The following is a 21,759-nucleotide window of genomic DNA, read 5'->3' as shown; positions in this document are numbered from 1 at the left end:
TGGACTTTGGCCGTCTTGTTGAGCCCGCTGACACGCGTTAGTGTCGCCGTGACCAGGTTAAGCATTACGATGCTTGGCTTGGTCGATGACCATGGCTTTGTCGGTGATGCAACGATGGCCGTGGTGGGGCGGCAGAGTTGCGGTGAATGAGACGCCGCGCGATCAGAATCAATACGGTAGATGACGCATGCCACGACGCATGCAACTTCCTACTCAATCAAGGAAAGAATGATGAAGCTGCGCGTCGTTTCAACGGTACTGCTGGCTGTTTTGGCCTGTTTTTCTTCCAGCGTCGCGCTCGCCGCGGGCGAGTACTGTGCTGAGCGGCCAGCCGGCCTTGAACCGCGGTACCAATGCTTCGATAAGCTGGGCGACGCGGAGGACTTCATCCGTACCGAGCATTCGCCGGCGATCGGCGCGCCGTTATTGCGGCGAGCTAAGAAGATAAGGCAAACGTCTCCTGGGTATGCATTTTTCGACTATGTAGTCGATAACGCGGCGATCGACCGTTTCCGCGGCAGTTCGTTCAAAGGGTTCAATATTTCGCCGGGCGGTTCTCCCCAGGTCGCTTGCGACTCGGCTTCACTCAACCCGTCGGGGCATGTGTGCGAGGACGAGCAGGGCTTCGCCGATCTATTGCTGGCTACGTGGCCCTATGGCCCAGGCTACCAAGCGAAGTTCACGGGGCGTTATCAAACCGATCCACCGACTCGCTGGTGGTCTGGCAATGAATGGGTCACTGCCGACGCCAATGGGCTGTCGTTGGATGAGAAACGTACGCTGACGGCGATTTCTCCTTCGGGCGTGCCCTCCGGAAATTCCTACGATCGCTTCGATCATTTTACCTGCCCTGCCACTTTCCATGCCACGGGATACGACGGCGCGACCCCGCTTATATATCCATGGCCGAAAGTTTGTCTTAATTCAACTAAGGCAATGATTCAGCACCGGAGCAATCAATACAAATCTTGCGGAGACGGTAATCCCTGCATCGCGGCCACGGGAAACAAAGAGTACAAGGAAGTCGATTTCAGCTGGGAAGGTCTGAATTTCGCCAGATCCTACAACTCCATTCGCGATATGCCGCTCGTATCGGGAATGGGCGATAACTGGGCGCACTCGTTCTCGGATCGACTGCTTTCCCGCTCGCCTTTCGACCTTGACCTCTATTGGCTCCGAAGCGACGGCTACTTCGAAGTATTCGAGAAGGTATCCGAGACCGTTTACCGTTCTCGCAATCTTGTAGGCATTACGGTTTATCGGGAAGCCGAGGGCACCACGCTACCCGCCAGATGGCGGCTGGTGGATGGTGACAAAACGCTGTGGTTCGACGAGTCCAGCCGCCTCACGCGGCTGGAAGCGGGGGCACGCTACTTCGACTTGAAGTACTGCTCGATGGCGGATCACGTAGCCAAGCGCTGCGTGACCCCGGACAGTCTTATCGCGGTGGTCAGCCATACGGGAAGGCAGCTGAAGTTCGGTCGCGTCGAAAAACCGGTGAATGTCGATCCCGCCGGCGTCAACAAGGTGCCCGAGTCATTGATCACCTCCATCGAGAGCGATGGCGTCGTGCTGGCGTCGTACGACTACGATGAGATGGGCCGCCTTGTGAAAGCGAATGGAGGCAGCGCGTCAGGCCAGGGCAAGGATTATCTCTACGCCGAACCAGGCAACCTCTGTCGTGACGCGCAGGGTGCGGTATCAGCGGGCTGCAATGCATCGGAGTTTCCCTTTCATCTCACGGGCGTGATGAATGAGGCGGGCACTCGTTCGGCGAACTATCGATACGATCAAGCCGGACGAGCAACTCTGAGCGAGTATGCCGGCGGCAACGGTCGGGTGACGTTGTCGTACTTGGCCAATGGCGATACGCAGGTCACGTTGCCGAATGGTGCTCTGAAAACTTACAAGTTCACCAGCGATCCCTTCCGTAAGCCGACATCGGTGGAAATGTCGGCGACCGACGGAGCGATTGGTTCGACGACCTCGTTCGTCAACGAGAACATGCGCAGGACAAGGATCACATCGCCCAACGGCGTCACGACCCAATACGCCTACTCTCCTACGCACGAAATCGAACGAAAAGAAGGTTTGAGTTCGTCCGGCGCGGCTACTCCTTTCACGCGTACCCGTCAAACCGACTGGCACTCCACGCTCGGCCGGCCGACGGAATACAGGACTTACGACGCCGCCAACGCGCTGGTCCGTAAACAGAGCTTGACTTACAACGATCGCGGCCAAGCCCTCGGGATGAACTCCATTGAACCGCAGACAGGCCAGGCAAGGTCCGTCGCCACGACGTACTGCGAGCAGAGCGATGTCGTGGTACCGGGCGGCACGTGCCCTGTCATTGGCTTGGTGAAATCGGTCGACGGTCCCCGTTCCGACATCAACGACGTCACCACCTACAAGTATTACGCGGCCGACGAGGCCTCGTGCGCGAGCTCGCTGTCGACCTGCCTGTATCGCAAGGGCGATCCTTGGACGATCACCAACGCAGCAGGCCAGATCGTCGCCGAGTACTTGCGCTACGACCGCGGCGGCCGTGTGCTGAGCGCACTGGACGCCAACGGCGTCGTTACCGATTACGAGTACGACGTGCGCGGCCGCACGACCGCGACCAAGATCCGTGGTGCCAACGACGCGGTCGAGACGGACGATCGCGTTACCAAGATGGAGTACTGGCCGACCGGACAGGTAAAGAAGGTGACTCTCCCCGATGGGGCTTTCACCACCTATACCTACGACGCCGCCAATCGCCTCACCGATATCGGCGACAACGCCGGCAACACGATTCACTACACCTTGGATGCCGACGGCAACCGCGAAAGAGAAGAAACCAAGACCGCCACTGGCACGCTCAAGCGCACCTTGTCGCGCGTCTACAACCAACTGAGCCAACTGCACATCGCCAAGGACGCCTCGAACAATCCGACGACGTTCGGCTACGACGCCGACGGCAACCCCGACCGCACCACCGACGCGCTGGGCCGCATCACCGATCAGGACCACGACCCGCTCGGCCGCCTCAGCCGCACCTTGCAGGACGTGGGCGGGCTCAACGTCGAAACCAATTACGAGTACAACGCGCTCGACCAGATCACCAAGGTTACCGACCCGAAGCGGCTGAGCACGCACTACCGTTACAACGGCTTCGGCGATCAGGTGCAGCTGGAAAGCCCGGACACAGGCATCACCGACTACACGTACAACGCAGCGGGTTTGGTCGCGACCAAGAAAGACGCCAACGACGCGGTGCCGCACAGCTACACCTACGACGCGTTGAACCGCCCGAAGACCGTGTCCTACACGGCCGCGGGCGCGCCGGACGTGGAGTACGACTACGACACCGTCAACAGCGTCTGCACGGCCGGCGAAACCTTCGCCATTGGCCGCGTCACCGCGATGCGCACCGACGGCACCGAGCTGAAGTATTGCTACGACCGTTTCGGCCAAGTGACGCGCAAAGTGCAGACGGTCGACGGCAAGAGCCTGACGCTGCGTTATGCGTACACCTTGAGCGGACAGCTCCGCGCGATTGCGTATCCCGATGGCGCCGTCGCCGATTACGTTCGCGATAGCCAGGGGCGGGTCAAGGAAGTGGGGGTGACGCCGGCGGGTGGTGTGCGTGCGGTGTTGTTGACGGGGGCGACTTACGAGCCGTTTGGGCCGGTGGCTGGGTGGGCTTATGGCAATGGCCGCACTCTAACCCGTACTTACGATCAGGACTATCGGGCTAAGAGTATTTATGACCCGTCGCCCGGCGGTTTATCGCTGCATTACGGCTACAACGAAGTCAGTGAGCTGACTTCGCTCAAGGATGGTTTGGAAACTACGCTGCAAGCTAGCTACGACCACGATCCACTGGGTCGGCTTGTGGTGACCCGGGACGGCGCAAGCGGCGAGCCGTTGGAGACTTATGGTTACGACAAAACCGGAAATCGCATAAGCCTGTTGCGCGGCGGAGTCACAGAGACCTACAGCTACTCGGATGGCAGCCATCAACTCGACAGCGTCGGTGCTATCAGTCGTGGATATGACGTAGTAGGCAACACAATTAGCATAGGTAATGTGGCTAAGGAATTTATATATAACGCCAATAACCGGATGAAGCAGGTCAAGTTAGCTGGCGTGGTGAAAATGGGGTATCGCTATAACGCTATTGGCGAACGTGTCGCTGCGACCAATGATGACGCTGTTCCGGTCACGAGATATACCCTCTATGACGAAAGTGGTCATTGGGTTGGGGATTATGATGGCGCCGGCGCTGTGGTGCAGCAGGCTGTATGGAAGGGCGACGAGCCGGTTGGCTTGATAGTGAGTGCTGGGGGCGGCCAGTCTCTGAAGTACGTGCAGTCTGATTATTTGGGCACACCTCGCACAGTAATCGACCCTGCTCGTAACGTTGCAATTTGGAAGTGGGATGTGAAGGGGGAGGCCTTTGGAAATACGCCTCCTCATGAGGATCCCGATCAAGACGGGGTTCAGTTCAGGTTTGACTTGCGGTTTCCGGGGCAGCGCTACGACTCTGTAAGTGGGCTTTATCACAACTATTTTCGCGACTACGACGCTGTAGCGGGGCGTTACGCGCAGAGCGATCCGATTGGTTTGAAAGGTGGGGTGTCAACTTATTCGTATGTCGGTGGGGCACCGCTGTCTTATATAGATCCTTTAGGGCTGGCTCGATTCCCGAGATCTCATCCCCATTGTGTCGCTATCAAGAGGAAGATTGATAATCTTCGCGCCGATCTCGATAAAAGATACATAGAATACGAACTCGATGTGCAAAATCAACCGGAGCGATTGCTTCCTAAAGGCCAGAGAGAAATGCTCGGGGATACTCGAAGAGGGCACCGAGTGTTGATTAATCAGACAGATACGAATCTCAAGTATTGGGAGAATCGATATCAAAAGGAGTGCGGCGACGATGGTGATGGTGAGTGCAAGGTTCTCAATAGCAGTCCCAGTTTTGGCTTTGATCTCGGCCCTGATACCGATCCGCCTGAACGTAATGCGTTGCCAGAAATGACGCCTGGGGCGAAGGCGGCGGCTATTGGTGCGTTTATTGGTCTTGGTGCGCTCATGGTGCTTAGCGTTTTAACGGGCGCGGGTTCATAACGATAGTTGGCTCACATTTTTTATTAATTGTCATGGCTTCTGAATCAATAGGTATCTGCTCTATCTTAAGTTTGTTGACTGTTAGGTGATTATGAATAGTGCTGTTGATTTTAAGGGATGCCTGTTAACTGCGCTGAATTCAGCGCGGCCAGAACGAGAGGTTAAGAAATTGCTTCGCGATTTCGAGAGTTCTCTCCTTGGCTATGAATTTATGCCCGATGGAGATTTTTCTTTTGTCATTTTTTTTATACAGACTGCGCCCGCGTTACAGTTGAAGTGTGCCGCTAATCTATTTTTGATGCTGCATATTGAATTCTATCTGCTTTCTGCAACGCAAATATGTTTATTAATCGAGGTTGTTCGCGCCAGTAATTTTATATCCGGCGGTTCTGAGGAGGCGGTACTTGCTTGCGCGGATATGTTTGCTAGAAACCTTGGCCCAGTGGATGCAAGGTCTATGTTCGAAGAGGCCAGTGAGGCAGGTGCTCAGGCATTCTCAAGCTTCGGGCAGGACGTCATGCGTATTCGCTCTCTTCGCTCTATTTGAGTGGAGAGTGACTTTCGGATGTCTCATTGGTTGGGCAGCGAACTTATTTAGGTTAGTTGCGTGTAAGCGAGAGCCTGTTCAAGCATAGTGCTGAGTAAAGACAGAGCTAATCCGGCTGAGCGCCGGAACGGATTGGAGGATAGGTTTTAGGTTCATTTTCATTGGGCCGGAAACTGAAACTGAAGCCTTTCGACTTCCAGGCCGCCGTCTGTGCGACGGCGGCCGATGGAACGTCAAGGCTGTTGTATGGAAGTAATCGTGCGTTCGATCTGCCCAGCCCATAACCGGAATACCTTGGCTAAGGCGCGGCGGCGTGATTGTTCATTCTTGCGCACGGGCGAGGCGAGTGGGTCGGCTGGGTCGATGGTGTGGGCGATGCCCATCAATTCTTCATGGAATGCTCGCAGATCAAGATATGCATCGACAGGTAGCAGAACGTTGTTTGCGAACGCGGCAGATCGGGTTTTGCGGGGCATAGCGGCACTCCTCTCCATGGATTGTCGGCCCGCGCTGCGCGATGGCGCAGGCGGGATGTCGGGAGGTTAAGAACCGCGCATAGACGGCGGGCGTATTCCCCTTGCGGGTGTTGTATTAGCCGCCCTCCCGACGCTGAGAAGCGCCGAACTTGCACCCAACTGCAGGCGCAAAAAAACCACCGGGTTTTCGGAGGTGGTACCGCTATGCGAGGAGTTCTTACGCTCCGTGGTCAAGATTGACGCTACGATATTGACGTGTCAACAGGCTCAAGAACGGAAATACGAACTAAACGTCGAGTGCTGTATTTAAGGCATGTAGATTGCGTAAGGCCTTCGGTCAGGCGATCTGCTGGTCGCAACTCAGGCATCACGGCACGATCCGTTTCCGTCGATCCTTATTGAGTGGTGCTCATACATGGACATCCCAGAAATTAAGAGCCTGCTCGAAGCCGGCGCCATCGACACCGCTCGCGCCCGTCTTCTGGAGTTGGTTGAATTCGATCCCCAGGAAGTTCGCGCTTGGCTGCTGCTCTCCGGCTTAGCTTTCCGCACTGACGATTGGCCTCTAGCCGAGAAGGCGGCAGCGGCATTGGTGGAACTGCGGCCTTCCGATGGCTTGGCGTCATCGGCGCTGGTGTCGTGCTTGGTCAATGCAGGGCGCTATCCGCACGCGGAGAAGGAAATCGTGCGCTTCAATGCGATCGCGGACGGTTCGGGTCCGAATCATCAGGTGGTGCTGCAAGAGCATCGTGCGACGCTCGAAAGAATTCGGTCGCTCGGCCAGTAACTACCGTTGCGGCGGCGCAGCCCTGGCCAGCACTTGCTGTATGGCAATTAAGGCAAGCGGCGATAGTAGGGCTGAAACATTGCCAAGCCCGCGCGCCGCCACCGGCCGCCAAGGCTTAACGCCAGCTACATGACCCCACGGAAAACCCACCAAAAGACCGCCTAACCACTCCTGAGGCCGCTTGACTCCGCCCACCCAAAAAAAGAGAATGATCGTTCATTCTACGATACGCCCGCGGTCCACCCCGGCCGCAACAACGACCTGAGGCTCCCCCATGCCGTCGCGCAAGTCACTGTCCTATAAGGCAATTCTCACTATTTCCGTGCTCTGTCTGGCCCTGGCGGCCTGCGGTAAAGGCGGAGACGAACAAGGCGGTCCCGGTGGTCCTGGCGGCCAGAAGGGCCAGGTCACGGTGGTGACCCTCAAGCCGCAGACCGTCACGCTGACCCGCGAGTTGCCGGGGCGCACCAGCGCTTCGCTGATTGCCGAGGTGCGGCCGCAGGTCAACGGCATCGTCGAAAAGCGGTTGTTTACCGAAGGCGGTCTGGTCAAGGCCGGGCAGCCGCTGTATCAGCTCGACGACAAGACCTATGCCGCCGATCTGGAAACCGCCAAGGCCACGCTCGCGCGCGGCGAAGCGGCGCTGAACTCGGCGCGGCTCAACGCCAAGCGCTCGTCGGATCTGGTCAAGATCGACGCGGTCAGCAAGCAGGACGACGAGACTGCGGTCGCCACGCTCAAGCAGAGCCAGGCCGATGTGTCGTCGGGCCGCGCGGCGGTGCAGAGCGCCGGGGTGATCCTCGGCCGCGCGCGCATCGTTTCGCCGATCAGCGGCCGCATCGGCAAGTCGGCGGTCACCGCCGGTGCGCTGGTCACCGCCAATCAGGCCGATGCGCTGGCCGTGGTGCAACAGCTCGATCCGGTGCACGTCGACATCAGTCAGTCCAGCGCCGAACTGCTCGCGCTGCGCAAGCAGATCGCCGCGGGCACGCTGACCGAAGCGGTCACGCCGGTGACGATCCTGCTGGAAGACGGCAGCAAGTACCCGCTGGAAGGCAAGCTCGCGTTCTCTGAGGTCACAGTCGACGAAGGCACCGGCAGCTACCTGCTGCGCGTGGTGGTGCCCAACCCCGACAACATCCTGATGCCCGGCATGTACGTGCGCGCGCTGGTCGGCACCGGTGTGCGTGAGAACGCGCTGCTGGTTCCGCAGCAGGGCATCTCGCGCGATCCCAAGGGCAACGCCACTGCGATGGTGGTCGGCGCCAAGGGCACGGTCGAGCCGCGCGAACTGCAGGTCAGTCAGGCCATCGGCGACAAGTGGCTGGTCGAAAGCGGCCTGAAGGCCGGCGACAAGGTCATCGTCGAAGGCTTGCAGAAGATCGGCCCGGGCATGCCGGTGGACGCGACCGAGAAGGGCGCAGCGCCGGCCAAGCCGGCCGCCGCGCCTGCCGGCGCGCCGAAGCAGTAATCGGAGAAATTCATGGCACGGTTCTTTATCGATCGCCCCATCTTTGCCTGGGTGCTGGCGATCATCATCATGTTGGGCGGCGCGATCGCGATCACTCAGCTGCCGATCTCGCAGTACCCCACCATCGCGCCGCCGACCGTATCGGTGAACGCGTCCTACCCCGGCGCCTCGGCCAAGGCCGTGGAAAACTCGGTGACCCAGATCATCGAGCAGAACATGAAGGGCATCGACGGCCTGTTGTACATGTCGGCGACCAGTTCGTCCGACGGTCAGGCCGGCGTCACCCTGACGTTCGAAAGCGGTACCGACCCCGACATCGCCCAGGTGCAGGTGCAGAACAAGCTGCAGCTGGCCACGCCGTTGTTGCCGCAGATCGTGCAGCAGCAGGGCGTGAGCGTGTCGAAGGCCAACTCGGCGTTCCTGCAGGTCATCGGCTTCGTCTCCGAAGACGGCAGCATGAGCGGCGCGGATATCGCCGACTATGTGGCCGCCAACCTGGTCGACCCGCTCGCGCGCGTCAACGGCGTCGGCAGCACCCAGTTGTTCGGCACCAAGTATGCGATGCGGATCTGGCTGGACCCGGACAAGCTCAACACCTACAAGCTCACCCCGACCGACGTGATCAACGCGCTGCGCGCGCAGAACGCCCAGGTCGCGGTCGGTCAGCTCGGCGGCACGCCGTCGGTGAAGGGGCAGCAGCTCAACGCGACCGTCACCGCGCAGGACCGTCTGCAGACCGCGGATCAGTTCAAGAACATCGTGGTGCGCGCCAACAGCAGCGGTGCGGTGCTGAAACTGTCGGACGTGGCCCGCGTCGAGCTGGGTCAGGAGGACTACACCACCATCGCCCGCTTCAACGGCAAGCCCGCCAGCGGCATGGCGATCTCGCTGGCGACCGGCGCCAACGCGCTGGCCACCGCGCAGGCGGTGCAGGCTGAACTCGAGCAGCTCAAGCCCGCGTTCCCGAAGGGCCTGAAGGCGGTGGTGCCGTTCGACACCACGCCGTTCGTGCGCGTGGCGATCGAGGAAGTGATCAAGACCCTGCTCGAAGCGATCGTGCTGGTGTTCCTGGTGATGTACCTGTTCCTGCAGAACTTCCGCGCGACCCTGATCCCGACGATCGCGGTGCCGGTGGTGTTGCTGGGTACGTTCGGCCTGCTGGCGTTGTTCGGCTATTCGGTCAACATGTTGACCATGTTCGCGGTGGTGCTCGCGATCGGCCTGCTGGTCGACGACGCCATCGTCGTGGTCGAAAACGTCGAGCGCGTGATGAGCGAGGAAGGTCTCTCGCCCGTGGAAGCCACGCGCAAGTCGATGGATCAGATCACCGGCGCGCTGGTCGGCATCGGCCTGGTGCTGTCGGCGGTGTTCGTGCCGATGGCCTTCCTGGGCGGCGCGACCGGCGTGATCTATCGCCAGTTCTCGGTGACCATCGTTTCGGCGATGGGTCTGTCGGTGCTGGTGGCGATCGTGCTGACGCCGGCGCTGTGCGCGACCATGCTCAAGCCGATCGAGAAGGGCCATCACGCGTCCGACAAGGGTTTCTTCGGCTGGTTCAACGACAAGTTCGATCGCGGCAACAGCAAGTACCAGGGCGTGGTGCGCGGGATCGTCACCCGTACCGGCCGCTTCATGATCGTGTTCGCGGCGATGGCGGCGTTGATGGTGGTGCTGTTCCTGCGCTTGCCGTCCTCGTTCCTGCCGCAGGAAGATCAGGGCTTCTTGTTCACCATCGTGCAGGCTCCGGTCGGCGCGACGCAGGAACGCACCGGCGAAGTGCTCACGAAGGTCGAGGACCAGTTCCTCAACGACCCGGCGGTGGATTCGCTGTTCACGGTGCAGGGCTTCAGCTTCGCCGGTAACGGCCAGAACGCGGGTATGGCGTTCTCGCAGCTCAAGCCGTGGGAAGAACGTGCCACGACCTGGGGCGATCGCTGGCGTTGGCTGACCAGCTTCGGCAAGACGCCGATGCCGGACAACAGCGTCAATGGCGTGGTCGGCCGCGCCATGGGCAGCTTCATGCAGATCAAGGACGCGTTCGTGTTCGCGCTGGCGCCGCCGGCGGTGTTCGAACTGGGCAACTCCAACGGCTTCGTGTTCTACATGAAGGACAACGGTTCGCTCGGTCACGATGCATTGGTCGCCGCGCGCAACCAGTTCCTCGGCATGGCCGCGCAAAGCGAGCTGTTGCAGAACGTGCGTCCCAACGGCATGGAAGACACGCCGCAGTTCCGCGTCGACGTCGACAACCAGAAGGCGTCCGCGCTGGGCTTGAACATTGCTGACATCAACTCGACTCTGCAGGCGGCGTGGGGCGGTCAGTACATCGACGACTTCGTCGACCGCGGCCGGGTCAAGCGCGTCTACGTCCAGGCCGATGCGCCGTTCCGCATGGCGCCGACCGACTTCAACCGTTGGTACGTGCGCAACGACAAGGGCGAGATGGTGCCGTTCTCGGCGTTCGCCTCCACCCGTTGGGAATTCGGTTCGCCGCGTCTGGAGCGTTACAACGGCGTCTCGGCGCTGGAAATCAACGGCGAAGCCAAGCCCGGCGTGAGCTCGGGCGAGGCGATGGCCGAGGTCGAGAAGCTGGTGGCGAAACTGCCGCCGGGCATCGGTCTGGAATGGACCGGCCTGTCGTATCAGGAACGCCAGGCCGGCGCGCAGACGCCGCTGCTGTACACGCTGTCGTTGCTGATCGTGTTCCTGTGCCTGGCAGCGATGTACGAAAGCTGGGCGATCCCGACCTCGGTGCTGCTGATCGCGCCGATGGGCATCCTCGGCACGGTATTGGCGACGTGGCTGCGCGGCATGGAGCGCGACGTCTACTTCCAGGTGGCGATGCTCACGACCGTGGGTCTATCGAGCAAGAACGCGATTCTGATCGTCGAGTTCGCCAAGGAGAACCTGGAGAAGGGCATGAACCTGATCGACGGCACGCTGGCCGCGGTACGCGACCGCCTGCGTCCGATCATCATGACCTCGCTGGCCTTCGGTCTGGGCGTGCTGCCGCTGGCTCTGGCGAGCGGCGCGGGTTCCGGCGCGCAGCGCGCGATCGGTACCGGCGTGCTCGGCGGCATGGTGGTGGGTACGTTCCTGGGCATCTTCTTCGTCCCGCTGTTCTTCGTGGTGGTCGAGAAGCTGTTCGTCCGAAAGAAACACGCGCCCGCTGAGCACAGCGCCCAAGGAGCGCAGAGCCATGAGTAAGTTTTCGATTCACGCGCTGGCCCTGGCGATCGCGGTGGCGACCACCGGTTGCCTCAGCCTGGCGCCGAGGTTGCCCGAGCAGAACGCGGCCATTCCAGGCGAATGGCCGCTGCCGCCGACCACCCAGTCCTTCGTCGGCGCGCAACCGCTGACCTCGGATCCGGCGGCTTCGGGCACCACTGCGACGGCTTCGTCCGCCGCGGTGACCGACATCGGTTGGCGCGATTTCTTCGCCGACCAGAATCTGGAAGATCTGATCGGCCGCGCGCTGGAGAACAATCGCGATCTGCGCGTGGCCGTGCTCAACGTCGAGAAGGCGCGCGCGCAGTACCGCATCCAGCGCGCCGACCGGGTGCCGGCACTCGGCGCCACCGCGCAGCTCGATCGCAGCGGCGGCGACAACGTGCCGGTGACCGATCAGTACCGCGCCGGCGCCGCCATCACCAGCTTCGAGCTCGACCTGTTCGGCCGCGTACGCAACCTCAGCCAGTCGGCGCTGCAGCGTTACTTCGCCGAAGAGGAAGGCCGCCGCAGTGCGCAGCTGAGCCTGATCGCCGAAGTCGCCAACGCCTACCTGACCTTGGCTGCCGATCGCGAATTGCTGTCGGTGTCGGAAGCGACCTTGAAGAACCAGCAGGCCGCTTACGATCTGACCGAGAAGCGGCGCGAACTGGGCGCGGTGTCCGGGCTCGAACTGAGCCAGGCGCGCACCCAGGTCGAGCAGTCGCGCGCCGACGCGGCGCGTTATGCCGGGCAGGTGGCGCAGGACATCAATGCGTTGAACCTGCTGGTCGGCGAAACCGTCGATCCCTCGCTGCTGCCGCAGAAGCTGACCGACGGCGTCACCGGCCTGGCCGCGCTGCCGTCGGGCATGCCTTCGGAAGTGTTGCTGCGCCGTCCGGACGTGCTGCAGGCCGAGCACACCCTGCGCGCGCAGAACGCCAACATCGGCGCCGCGCGCGCCGCGTTCTTTCCGTCGATCAATCTGACCGGTTTCCTCGGCAGCGCCAGCACCGAGCTGTCGGGTTTGTTCGATTCGAACACGCGCGCCTGGACGGTGAATCCGGTCGTCAACCTGCCGATCTTCCAGGGCGGCAAGCTGCGCGCCAATCTGGCCTCGGCCAAGGCCGATCAACAGATCGCGCTGGCCCAGTACGAGAAGGCGATCCAGTCCGGTTTCCGCGACGTCGCCGACGCGCTGGCGCTGACCAAGACCCTGGCCGAACAACGCCAGGCGCAGGAAGCGCTGGTCGAAGCCGCCGGCCGCGCCGATCAACTCTCGACCGCGCGTTACAGAGCCGGCCGCGACAGCTACCTCAACCAGCTCGATGCGCAGCGCACGCTGTACGGTGCGCAGCAAGGCCTGGTGACCACGCGTCTGGCCGAGCAGAGCAACCGGGTCGCGCTCTATAAAGTCCTTGGAGGTGGCTGGAACGAGCGCAGCCAATGAGCACTCCGGGCAAGCCCACCGCCAAGGCCGCCGCGCGCGCGCAAGCGCAGCGCGAGCGGATCCTCGTGGCGGCGCAGAAATGCTTCGTCGTGCATGGCTTCCATGCCGCGAGCATGGCCAACATCGCCGATACGGCTGGCATGAGCGCGGGCCTGATCTACCGCTACTTCAAGGGTAAGAACGACATCATCCTGGCCATCATCGAGCGCCAGCTCGAAGAGGCCCGGGCCGATGTGGCCAAGCTGCACGCGACCAGCGATCTGGTCGCGGGCATCGCCGAAGTGTTCCAGCAGTGGCAGGCCAACGATCCCAACATCACCAGTGCGGCGCTGTTTCTGGAACTCACCGCCGAGGCTACGCGCGATGAGGAGATCGCCGCGGCCACGCACGCCTCCGATCGGGTGTTCCGCTCCGATCTGGCGGCGTGGTTCGCGCGCAGCAGCGCCGATGGCGGGCTGGGTATCGCCCAGGATCAGGTCGCCACGCGCGTGCTGATCCTGCAGTGCCTGATCGAGGGCTTGGCGATGCGCGCGATCTCGCAGCCGGATTTGAGCGTGGATCAGGTGAAGTCGGCGTTGGATCAGTTCTTGCCGAGTCTGCTGACGGCTTGAAGGTATGGCCTGGAGTTGATGCGTCGAAATGCAAAAACTCCCGGTAAAGGCCGCCCTGTGCGGCCTTTATTTTTGTCGAATCCTTGAGGTCTTTTGTGGCAGGGGCTGAAGCTCCCTCCCACAAAAGACCTCGCGACATCGCGCTTAGCCTTGCAGATGTTTGGCCAGCTCGCCCACGGTTTGCAGTGCGCTTTCGATCTTGCGATCCCAAGGCTGCCCGCAACTCAACCGCACGTGGTGGGTGTAATCGCCGCGATTCGAGAACAAATGCCCCGGCAGGATGCCGATGCCGCGGGCCAGCGCGGCTTCGAACAAGGCCTGTCCGTCGACCGCCGGCGGTAGTTCCACCCACAACGTCATGCCACCGGCCGGTTCGGCCACGCAGGTGCCGTCGGGCCAATGGTCCAGCACCGCTTGCCGGTACACCTGCGCATTGCCGGCCAGGGTGCGGCGCAATCGACGCAGACCGCGTTCCATGTCGTGGCGGGCGAAGAACTCGATCAGCGCCATCTGCGGCAAGGTCGCGGTGGCGACCGTGGAGAAACTCTTGGTCCGCAGCAGTTCCGAACGGCGCCGTCCTCCGATCATCCAGCCCACCCGCAGCCCCGGCGCGAGCATCTTCGAGTACGAGCCGCAGGTCACCACGTGCTCGCCGTCGTCGAAACGGCGCAGCGGCGAGGGCCGTTCGCCGGAGTACGCGAGCTCGCCGTACAGATCGTCCTCGATCACCACCGTGCCGTGCACGGCGCAGGCGGCGACGATCTCGCGCTTGCTCGCCTCGCTGGTCAAACTGCCGAGCGGGTTGTTGAAGTTGGGCACCAACAACGCAGCGCGAACCGAATGGCGTTCCAAGAGTTCGCGCAGTTGCGCCGGGTCGATACCGCGACCGGGATGATTGGGAATTTCCAGCACCCGCAGGCCGTGCGCGGACACCGCCTGCAGCAGGCCGTGATAGGTCGGCGATTCCAGGATCACGATGTCGCCGGGTCGGGTGATCGTGCGCAAGGTCAGGCTGATGGCTTCCATCGCGCCGGCGGTGACGATGACTTCGTCGGGGTCGATCTCCACGCCGCATTGCGCATAGCGCTGGGCGATGCGTTCGCGCAGCTGCGGCAGGCCTTGCGGCACGGTGTAGCTGAGCGCGGTGTGCGGATCGCGCCGCATCGCCCGCGCCACTGCCGCGGCCAGCGCCGCGCTCGGCAGCATCGAGGCGTCGGGCGTGGCGGCGTGCATCGGGATCAGGTCGCGACGCGATTGCACGTCTAGTACGCCGAGCAGGGCGGGATTGCGCACCGGCATCGGCGCGCGCGACAGATGTCGGGCGCGGCTGCTGCGCGGCGCCGCGCCGGCCGCGGCGCGCACGTAATAGCCCGAACGCGGCCGCGCTTCGATCAGGCCTTCGCGTTCGAGCTGCTGATACGCCTCCACCGCGGTCGCCAGGCTGATGCGCTGATCGCGGCCGAGCCGGCGCAGCGAGGGCAGGCGTTCGCCGACACGCAGCACGCCGCGCTGGATCTGTCGGCGCATGCGGTCGGCGAGGCGTTCGTACAGCAGGTCTTGGGGCATGGCAAGGCGATCCAGGTGGCGCGGTGTGGCGGGACTGTTGTGGGAGGGGCTTCAGCCCCGACGTTTTTCGGTCTGATTGCGAGTTGGCCGAAGCGACCTGCGCGAAAAGCGTCGGGGCTGAAGCCCCTCCCACAAAAGGCCGTTTCAGCCGTGATAACTGTATCGGTCAAGATTCATCCTAACTGAATCTGTATCGGTCCGCAGCCTGGTCCTAATCTGGGTCTCCCGAACTCCGCCTCCCCCCGCGCGAGCACCGCGCCGCCCCATGAGCCCCGTCGCCACCCCCGCAGAATCGCGCACCGCCCTGATCCAACTGTTGATCGCCGAACTGTTGATCGGCTCGGTCGGCGTGTTCGTGCACGAGAGCGGCCAGAACGCGATCACCGCGGTGCTGTTCCGCTGCATCTTCGGCTGCGTGTTCCTGCTGGCCTGGGGCTCGGCGCGCGGACTGTTCCGCGGCCTGCTCGGCGAGCGCGCGCTAATCCGCTCGGCGATCTTCAGCGGCGTGCTGCTGGTGCTGAACTGGGTGGCGCTGTTCGCCGGCATGGCGCGCTCGTCGATCGGCGTGGCGACGATGGTCTATCACTTCTTCCCGTTCGTGATCCTGGGGATGGCGGCGATGTTCTACGGCGAGCGCACCCGCGCGGCCGATATCGGCTGGACCGCGATCGCCTTCGTCGGCGTGCTGTGTTCGGCCGATCCGTTCAAGCTGTGGACCAGCGCCGGCAGCGGTTATCTGATCGGCGTGGGTCTGACCTTCGTCGCGGCGATTCTGTGCGGCGCCTCGCTGTTGCTGTCGCGGCGGATCAGCCGCGAGCGCCCGTTCGCGGTGGTGCTGATCCAGTGTCTGGTCGGCGTGGTCATGCTGGCGCCGTTCGCCGACTACGCGGCGGTGTGGGTGCCCGGCTCGCACTGGTTCTGGCTCGCCGGCCTGGGCCTGATCCACAGCGGCGTGTGCTATGTGCTGTTCTATTCGTCGTATCCGCGCCTGCAGGTGGCGACGATCGCGGTGCTGGCCTTCATCTATCCGGTGATCGCGCTGCTGCTCGACTACCTGGTGTACGGCCGCACCTTGGCGCCGGTGCAAAGCCTCGGCGTGGCGTTGATCGTGCTGGGCACCTTAGGGGTGAATCTGAAATGGCAGTGGCGGCGGGCGTTGCCGGCGCGCGCCTGAGCGCGATCGATCGGTCCGCATCGCGACGGGTTTCTCGACCCGGTCCGTCTCTCGGCGGATCAGCAGGCGGTTGCGTCTGCTCGGCCGGCACAGGGAGGCGCCGGCGGGGTATTTCATCGGGGCGGTTCGGCTACGCCGACGCAGGGCCGGGTTTCAGTCGGTCAGCACCAGTCGCCAAGCGCCTTCGACATCGTCCTCGATGACCGACCACGGCACCTGTTCGGCGCCGCGCAGCCGTTCCCAGCCGCGCGCGAGTTCTTCGCGGATGTCTTCCCAATGGCGCTCGCCATGATGCAGCCGCGCGCCGATCCCGTAGGTGATCGCCAGCTCGCGGGTGCGGTGCGACACCGAGGTCGCCGATGCCGCCGATCCCGGATCGTGGCTGGGCGAGGAGGAAAGCCAGTCAATGTTGCGAGGAGGCATAGACGGGTCCGTTGGCATTCCTTTTGCATTAGGACGATATCGGTTTTATGTTCTGTTGGGGTTACCGAAGCCGGCTAGCTCACACCTGAAACGCGAGCTGTGTCGCAAACATGCATTCGGGTTTTCGCGTACTCGCTCGTCCTCCGCCGAAAGGCGGGGAAACCGCGCGGGCAAACTGAACCCAAAGTGCGGCGCGCCCTGAACGAGGACGGTCGGGATCGGCCATCGATAAAGTATTCGAAGCAGGCGAGCCTGTCGGCGGCGAAGGCGACGACGATGCCGTCCTCGGAGTTTTCTTGCGACCGCCAACTCATGCATAGGCCGGGTGCGGAACACCACGATTTATCGCAGGCCGCTCCGATGATCCGCGCCTAAAAAAACGCCGCTCACGTAGGGCGGCGCCGCGAGCGCATCCTTGCGCTCAACCCTTGATGCAGACCACCTGGCGCAAGGTGTGGACCACCTCGACCAGATCGGCCTGTGCCGCCATCACCGCTTCGATCGGCTTGTACGCCGCCGGCGATTCGTCGATGACCGCCGCGTCCTTGCGGCATTCCACGTGGGCCGTGGCCGCACGATGGTCTTTCAGCGTGATGTTCTGCCGCGCCTGGGTGCGGCTCATGACCCGGCCGGCGCCGTGGCTGCAGCTGTGGAAGCTGTCCGCGTTGCCTTTGCCACGCACGATGTAGCTGCGCGCGCCCATGCTGCCGGGAATGATGCCGAGCTCGCCTTCGCGGGCGCTGACCGCGCCCTTGCGGGTGACCCACAACGATTCGCCGAAATGTTCCTCGCGCTGCACGTAGTTGTGGTGGCAGTTGACCGCGGTCTTCTCCAACTGGAATTTCGGCAGTTGGATCCGCATCGCGTGCAGCACCCGCTCCATCATCGCCTCGCGGTTATGACGGGCGTAGTCCTGTGCCCAGCCGACCGCTTCGATGTAGTCGTCGAACAAGGGCTCGCCCTCCAGCAGGAAGGCCAGATCCTTGTCCGGCAAGTGGAAGCCGAGCACGCGCCGTTCCAGTTTCAGCCGCGCCAGTTCGATGAAGTAGCTGCCGATGATGTTGCCGGTACCGCGCGAGCCCGAATGCAGCATCACCCACACCGCGCCGGCCTCATCGAGACAGACTTCGATGAAGTGGTTGCCGCCGCCGAGCGTGCCGATCTGCTTGTCGAGCTTGTCGGTGCGCAGCTTGCGATGCTTGGCGTGGATGGCGTCCAGCCGCGCCGCCAGACCCGACTTGGCCAGCCGCGTGGCATGGCTGTCGGGCAGGCGCCGGTGTTCGCCGCCGCGGCCGTTGCCGACCGGCACGCAGTGCTCGATCGCCGAACGCAGCTTGGCCAGACTGTCGGGCAGATCCTTCGCCCGCAGCGTAGTGCGCACCGCGGCCATGCCGCAGCCCAGGTCGACGCCGACCGCGGCCGGGATGATCGCGCCGCGGGTGGGCACCACCGAACCGACGGTGGCGCCCTTGCCCAGATGCACGTCGGGCATCACCGCGACCCAGGGCCCGACGTGGGGCAGGGCGGCGATGTTGCGCAATTGCCGCCGCGCGCCTTCGTCGACCGGCACGCCGCGGATCCAGCCTTTGACCGGCACCGCGCCTTCTTCGGCGTGGAGCAGTTCGTAGCTTGAGGTACTCATATCAATGTTCCTTATGAAGCGCGCCGCTTCGGATCGGCGCGCGGAATCGGAAGGCATTGCGCACCCGCGGCCGCGAGCGCAGGCTCGCGGCGTACGTATCGGGTTCGGTGCCGTTGCGAAGCCCGTGATCGAGCAGTTCGGCGCGGCTGAGTTGCCGCTTGTGATGCGCATACAGCGAGCACTTGCCGTACATCCGGCAGCGCTCGCCGTTGTAACGGTCGACGCGCTTGTGGGTGACCGCATCGAAAGCGAACAGCCGCTCCAGGCTGCGCTTGCGCTGCCCGGGCTTGTGCGCCTCGTCGCGCGGCGGCACCGGCGCGAGTTCGACCTCGTACCAGATGCCGTCGATGCGCCGCAACTGCGTGCGCTCGCCCAGCTTGCGCACCTCGGCCTGCCACCCCGCCTGACGCGCCTGCACCGCCAGACAATGCTCGCGATGGCGTTGCAGGCGCAGAGCGATCGCCGCCTCGTTGCGCATCACACACCCGTTGCGCGGGTCCACATACAGCCGTTGACGGACTTCGGTAAGCGGTATCATGCCGCCCCAGTTCTGCATTACATGAAGTTCTCCATCGATATCGGTGACCTGCACGGCCACGAAATCGTCGATGTGTTGGTGGATATGCTGCTGCACGGTGTTGCGCCGGTCGACGCGAGCGCACAGCTGCGAGTAGACGAAATCCCAGCGCCGGCCGACTTGGCGTTCCAGGTAGCGTTCCAGCGGACGCAGGTTTTCGTTGAGCCATTTGGGATCGTGACGATGGCGGAACGCGAGGCTCTCGCGTTGCCGCTCGTCTTGCCGGTCGTAAGGCGGGCGCGAGGAGTGGAAACCTCCGCGGCGCGGCCGCTCGACGATTACTTTGTACATGTCCTTACGCATATAGATGGAAATCCGATAGATATCCCCGCGCCGCGGTCCACGACCGCGCACGGTGAGATGGCCGCCCCGCGGGGCGGCGCTCGCGTTTTGCTTGGCGGCGTGCGCGCTATCGGAAGCCGGACGGCGATGGCGCCGTCCGATCCTGCGTTCAGCCGTTTCCCTTGAGGCTGACCAACTGCTTCATGACTCCCTCCAGACCGCCGAACACGGTCAACTTGTCGATCTTCTCGGTGATCTTCTCCAGCGCCTCGAGTTCCTTCAGGCGCATCAAGACCGGGCTTTCCTCGATCAGCTTGGCGGTGTTGAGCAAGCTACGCGTCGCATTCGCCTCTTCGCGGCGACGGATCACGTTGGCCTGGGCGGTCTTCTCCGCCTGCACCACGCCGTTGAGGATATCCTTCATCTCGCCCGGCAGGATCACGTCCTTGACGCCGACGCCGAGCACTTCCACGCCGACCGCGCCGATCGGGCCGCGCACGTAGGCGAAGATGTCCGCGTCGAGCGAAGCCTTGTCGCCGAGCAATTCGTCCAGGGTCTTGGACGAGATCGCCTTGCGCAGGCCGTACTGCAGCTCGCGGTAGACATGCTCGGTGTACTTGGCCACCTGCGTGCGCGCGGCGACCGGGTCGGTCACGCGCAGGCTCGCGGCCAGGTTCACGCGCAACGACACCTTGTCGCGGGTCAGCAGTTCCTGACCCGAGACTTCCATCGACTGGACGCGAAGCTCGACGATTTCCACCGCGACGTTCTTGCGCAGGTTCCAGAACGCGTACGCGCCCGCCTCCAGACGGCGCAGGAACTTGCCGTCGACGAACAGCAGGCCGGCCGACTCGGTCGGCACGTTGCCGGCGACGGCGACGCGATCGAGGTAGCCGAGCTGGCGCAGGCCGTTGACGACCTCGCGTTCCATCTCCAGACCGTCGCTCAAGGCGATGGCGCGGATCTCGATGGTCGCCAGGCCCTTCCAGTACAAACGGCGGGTACCCGGCGCGAGCACATCGGCGATGCGACCGTTGCGCAGCATCAGGCCGACTTCGTCGTTGCCGATATCGGCGAGCACGAAGTAGTCCTGCAGCTTGTCGCCGAGACTCGGGATCAGCGATTCGCCGTCGTTGCCGGCGTACTGGCTGTTGGCGATGGAATGCACGGCCAGTTCCAGATCGCGCTTGAAATCGTTGAGCTTGTGCACGCCGGGGCCGAGCACGCGCTCGATGCGGCGGTTGCGGTACACCAGGACGCGTTCGGCATCGCCGACTACGACCTTCTTCATCCAGAACATGACGGTCTCCTTGAGGTTCCGGTGGATCCGATCCGTGGCGGTGGCCGTTGCGACCGAATCGGTTGCCGCAAAGGCGCAGTGAACGCCGCGCACCAGGCGCAGCGGGGCTCGCGTCGTGCGCGCCGCGCGCGCAAAACGTGGGTGGGGTCCGTCGCATTCGGCGACGAACGGGATAAGGCGGAAACGCCCCTGACGCCGGCATCGCGGAACCCGCGCGCTGTTTGCGCGGAGCCGGCGCCGCCGGACATCGCGACGATCCTTGTCGCCGACGTCCGTGCCGCGCCGTTCCTTCGCCTTCAAGGCGCGGGTCCGGCGATGTCGCCGCTGCTGCGTTCCGTTACGCGTCCTGTAACAGCGACGTTTGACGAAACGCCGCACGGGGCGTTTCCTGGGTTGGAACTTTCGTTCCTGTGCAACTGCGTTTCAGGCAGTTTGGAGGGATAGCAGGAATTGAACCCGCGACCACAGCATCGCTGCTGCGCTCTACCAACTGAGCTATATCCAATGTGAAAGGGCCGGATTCGAACCGACGACCTGCGCACTACGTCGCTGCTCTACCGACTGAGCTACCTTCCTGGAGCAAAACCCAACCGCGCACTTCGGCATACGCCACGGCAAAGCCGCGCGCACCGGACGGGATCGCAACCCGTACCGCTGTAGTGCGTTTATGAGGTTCTGCTTATTGCCGTCCGTTGCCGAACGGCAATGCGTTCGGGCGCAAGCGCCCATTCCCGGTCGATCCCTCGCACCGCTCGTGCCGAAGCATCCAGGCACGGCGCTGTAAGCGCCTTTACGGTCGAACCCCTTCATCTCGGATGCTTCGGGGCCGCGCGATCGAACTGATTTTCAAGGGTTTTCCGATGTTCCTTTGCGGACGCTGAAACGAAAACGCCCCCGGTGTTGGACCGAGGGCGTCAGCGTTCCTCGGGAGATCGGGGCGACCGATCTCCCTGGCAAGGAGATCAATCCGGCGTGTGCAGCACCTGGCTGCGACCGCGCATCGACAGCGCGCAGTCGAACCCGCCGGGGCACGAGGGCCGCGGTGCGTTCTGCTTGGCGATGTGGTTGTCGAAATGCATGGGAAGGCGGTCGGTTGGATTGCGTCGCAAGGACGATGGGCGCGAACTC

15 protein-coding genes and 1 tRNA gene are annotated in these 21,759 nt (G+C 62.9%); 9 read left to right on the top strand and 7 right to left on the bottom strand.

All coding sequences use genetic code 11. The features are described 5' to 3' along the window. Positions 1-231 precede the first annotated feature (231 nt). Together ACTOWJ_RS10870 and ACTOWJ_RS10865 are read left to right on the top strand one after the other, a co-directional pair. Positions 232-5,118 (top strand): RHS repeat-associated core domain-containing protein, encoded by a 4,887-nt coding sequence (locus ACTOWJ_RS10870; protein ID WP_441334622.1) that lies wholly within the window; start codon positions 232-234, stop codon positions 5,116-5,118. 91 nt (positions 5,119-5,209) lie between these two features. Beyond that, positions 5,210-5,665: a hypothetical protein gene (locus tag ACTOWJ_RS10865; protein WP_441334621.1), complete on the top strand. Its 456-nt coding sequence runs from the start codon at positions 5,210-5,212 to the stop codon at positions 5,663-5,665. 233 nt (positions 5,666-5,898) lie between these two features. Here the strand turns inward: ACTOWJ_RS10865 and ACTOWJ_RS10860 are convergent, their stop codons facing one another. After that, positions 5,899-6,141, bottom strand: a complete 243-nt coding sequence (locus ACTOWJ_RS10860; protein ID WP_441334620.1) for an XAC0095 family protein — start codon at positions 6,139-6,141, stop codon at positions 5,899-5,901. 415 nt (positions 6,142-6,556) lie between these two features. Between ACTOWJ_RS10860 and ACTOWJ_RS10855 the strand changes: the two genes are divergently transcribed. The 5 genes from ACTOWJ_RS10855 to ACTOWJ_RS10835 all read left to right on the top strand — a co-directional run bounded on the left by ACTOWJ_RS10855 (position 6,557) and on the right by ACTOWJ_RS10835 (position 13,667). Then, positions 6,557-6,928, top strand: a complete 372-nt coding sequence (locus ACTOWJ_RS10855; RefSeq protein WP_441334619.1) for a tetratricopeptide repeat protein — start codon at positions 6,557-6,559, stop codon at positions 6,926-6,928. 274 nt (positions 6,929-7,202) lie between these two features. Next, on the top strand, positions 7,203-8,399 hold the full coding sequence (locus tag ACTOWJ_RS10850; protein WP_441334618.1) for an efflux RND transporter periplasmic adaptor subunit: 1,197 nt from the start codon (positions 7,203-7,205) through the stop codon (positions 8,397-8,399). 12 nt (positions 8,400-8,411) lie between these two features. Further along, on the top strand, positions 8,412-11,606 hold the full coding sequence (locus tag ACTOWJ_RS10845; RefSeq protein WP_441334617.1) for an efflux RND transporter permease subunit: 3,195 nt from the start codon (positions 8,412-8,414) through the stop codon (positions 11,604-11,606). After that, positions 11,599-13,056, top strand: a complete 1,458-nt coding sequence (locus ACTOWJ_RS10840; protein WP_441334616.1) for an efflux transporter outer membrane subunit — start codon at positions 11,599-11,601, stop codon at positions 13,054-13,056. Before ACTOWJ_RS10845 ends, ACTOWJ_RS10840 begins: the two co-directional genes overlap by 8 nt. Then, positions 13,053-13,667, top strand: a complete 615-nt coding sequence (locus tag ACTOWJ_RS10835) for a TetR/AcrR family transcriptional regulator (RefSeq protein WP_441334615.1) — start codon at positions 13,053-13,055, stop codon at positions 13,665-13,667. Before ACTOWJ_RS10840 ends, ACTOWJ_RS10835 begins: the two co-directional genes overlap by 4 nt. A gap of 144 nt (positions 13,668-13,811) precedes the next feature. On the opposite strand, the gene ACTOWJ_RS10830 is transcribed toward ACTOWJ_RS10835, so the two are convergent. Then, a complete protein-coding gene (locus ACTOWJ_RS10830; RefSeq protein ID WP_441334614.1) occupies positions 13,812-15,233 on the bottom strand; it encodes an aminotransferase-like domain-containing protein in 1,422 nt (473 codons plus the stop codon). 23 nt (positions 15,234-15,256) lie between these two features. On the opposite strand from ACTOWJ_RS10830, the gene ACTOWJ_RS10825 reads away from it, so the two are divergent. Beyond that, complete coding sequence (locus ACTOWJ_RS10825; protein WP_441334613.1) at positions 15,257-15,415, top strand: DUF6053 domain-containing protein; 159 nt, start codon at positions 15,257-15,259, stop codon at positions 15,413-15,415. A gap of 83 nt (positions 15,416-15,498) precedes the next feature. Beyond that, a complete protein-coding gene (locus ACTOWJ_RS10820; protein ID WP_441334612.1) occupies positions 15,499-16,407 on the top strand; it encodes a DMT family transporter in 909 nt (302 codons plus the stop codon). Between the two features lie 153 nt (positions 16,408-16,560). On the opposite strand, the gene ACTOWJ_RS10815 is transcribed toward ACTOWJ_RS10820, so the two are convergent. The 5 genes from ACTOWJ_RS10815 to ACTOWJ_RS10795 form a co-directional block, all read right to left on the bottom strand. Further along, positions 16,561-16,830: a hypothetical protein gene (locus ACTOWJ_RS10815; RefSeq protein ID WP_441334611.1), complete on the bottom strand. Its 270-nt coding sequence runs from the start codon at positions 16,828-16,830 to the stop codon at positions 16,561-16,563. A 421-nt stretch (positions 16,831-17,251) separates the two neighbouring features. Further along, positions 17,252-18,472 (bottom strand): RtcB family protein, encoded by a 1,221-nt coding sequence (locus ACTOWJ_RS10810; RefSeq protein WP_441334610.1) that lies wholly within the window; start codon positions 18,470-18,472, stop codon positions 17,252-17,254. A 1-nt stretch (position 18,473) separates the two neighbouring features. Further along, positions 18,474-19,352, bottom strand: coding sequence for a hypothetical protein (locus tag ACTOWJ_RS10805; protein ID WP_441334609.1), 879 nt, complete (start codon positions 19,350-19,352; stop codon positions 18,474-18,476). A 148-nt stretch (positions 19,353-19,500) separates the two neighbouring features. Beyond that, entirely contained in the window at positions 19,501-20,631 is a 1,131-nt protein-coding gene (locus ACTOWJ_RS10800; RefSeq protein ID WP_441334608.1) for a slipin family protein, read from the bottom strand. A gap of 506 nt (positions 20,632-21,137) precedes the next feature. Continuing rightward, positions 21,138-21,207 (bottom strand) — tRNA-OTHER (locus ACTOWJ_RS10795). Positions 21,208-21,759: the final 552 nt, after the last annotated feature.

It is taken from the genome of Lysobacter sp. CA199 (assembly GCF_052078715.1).
Taxonomy (GTDB): domain Bacteria; phylum Pseudomonadota; class Gammaproteobacteria; order Xanthomonadales; family Xanthomonadaceae; genus Lysobacter.
Note: the sequence above shows the minus strand (reverse complement) of the source record. Positions and strands in the feature narration are given on the sequence as shown.

Bases quoted from the DNA above. Each gene is read 5' to 3' on its own strand.
- ACTOWJ_RS10805 (WP_441334609.1), bottom strand. From the start codon at position 19,352: ATGCGTAAGGACATGTACAAAGTAATCGTCGAGCGGCCGCGCCGCGGA.
- ACTOWJ_RS10845 (WP_441334617.1), top strand. From the start codon at position 8,412: ATGGCACGGTTCTTTATCGATCGCCCCATCTTTGCCTGGGTGCTGGCG.
- ACTOWJ_RS10820 (WP_441334612.1), top strand. From the start codon at position 15,499: ATGAGCCCCGTCGCCACCCCCGCAGAATCGCGCACCGCCCTGATCCAA.
- ACTOWJ_RS10865 (WP_441334621.1), top strand. From the start codon at position 5,210: ATGAATAGTGCTGTTGATTTTAAGGGATGCCTGTTAACTGCGCTGAAT.
- ACTOWJ_RS10840 (WP_441334616.1), top strand. From the start codon at position 11,599: ATGAGTAAGTTTTCGATTCACGCGCTGGCCCTGGCGATCGCGGTGGCG.
- ACTOWJ_RS10860 (WP_441334620.1), bottom strand. From the start codon at position 6,141: ATGCCCCGCAAAACCCGATCTGCCGCGTTCGCAAACAACGTTCTGCTA.
- ACTOWJ_RS10870 (WP_441334622.1), top strand. From the start codon at position 232: ATGAAGCTGCGCGTCGTTTCAACGGTACTGCTGGCTGTTTTGGCCTGT.
- ACTOWJ_RS10830 (WP_441334614.1), bottom strand. From the start codon at position 15,233: ATGCCCCAAGACCTGCTGTACGAACGCCTCGCCGACCGCATGCGCCGA.
- ACTOWJ_RS10810 (WP_441334610.1), bottom strand. From the start codon at position 18,472: ATGAGTACCTCAAGCTACGAACTGCTCCACGCCGAAGAAGGCGCGGTG.
- ACTOWJ_RS10800 (WP_441334608.1), bottom strand. From the start codon at position 20,631: ATGTTCTGGATGAAGAAGGTCGTAGTCGGCGATGCCGAACGCGTCCTG.
- ACTOWJ_RS10835 (WP_441334615.1), top strand. From the start codon at position 13,053: ATGAGCACTCCGGGCAAGCCCACCGCCAAGGCCGCCGCGCGCGCGCAA.
- ACTOWJ_RS10850 (WP_441334618.1), top strand. From the start codon at position 7,203: ATGCCGTCGCGCAAGTCACTGTCCTATAAGGCAATTCTCACTATTTCC.
- ACTOWJ_RS10815 (WP_441334611.1), bottom strand. From the start codon at position 16,830: ATGCCTCCTCGCAACATTGACTGGCTTTCCTCCTCGCCCAGCCACGAT.
- ACTOWJ_RS10855 (WP_441334619.1), top strand. From the start codon at position 6,557: ATGGACATCCCAGAAATTAAGAGCCTGCTCGAAGCCGGCGCCATCGAC.